1 rRNA gene is annotated in these 255 nt (G+C 55.3%); it reads left to right on the top strand.

From position 1 onward, the window contains the following. Nucleotides 1-255: ribosomal RNA gene (locus tag QMX80_RS19275) — 16S ribosomal RNA — on the top strand; the annotation flags it as partial.

The raw sequence follows: 255 nt of genomic DNA, 5'->3' as shown, positions 1-255 counted from the left end.
ACTCAAAGGAATTGACGGGGGCCCGCACAAGCGGTGGAGTATGTGGTTTAATTCGATGCAACGCGAAGAACCTTACCTGGCCTTGACATGTCGCGAACTTTCCAGAGATGGATTGGTGCCTTCGGGAGCGCGAACACAGGTGCTGCATGGCTGTCGTCAGCTCGTGTCGTGAGATGTTGGGTTAAGTCCCGCAACGAGCGCAACCCTTGTCCTTAGTTGCCAGCACGTAATGGTGGGAACTCTAAGGAGACCGCC

The sequence above is a fragment of the Stenotrophomonas sp. PS02297 genome, from assembly GCF_029959705.1.
Taxonomy (GTDB): Bacteria; Pseudomonadota; Gammaproteobacteria; order Xanthomonadales; family Xanthomonadaceae; genus Stenotrophomonas; species Stenotrophomonas nitritireducens.
Note: the sequence above shows the minus strand (reverse complement) of the source record. Positions and strands in the feature narration are given on the sequence as shown.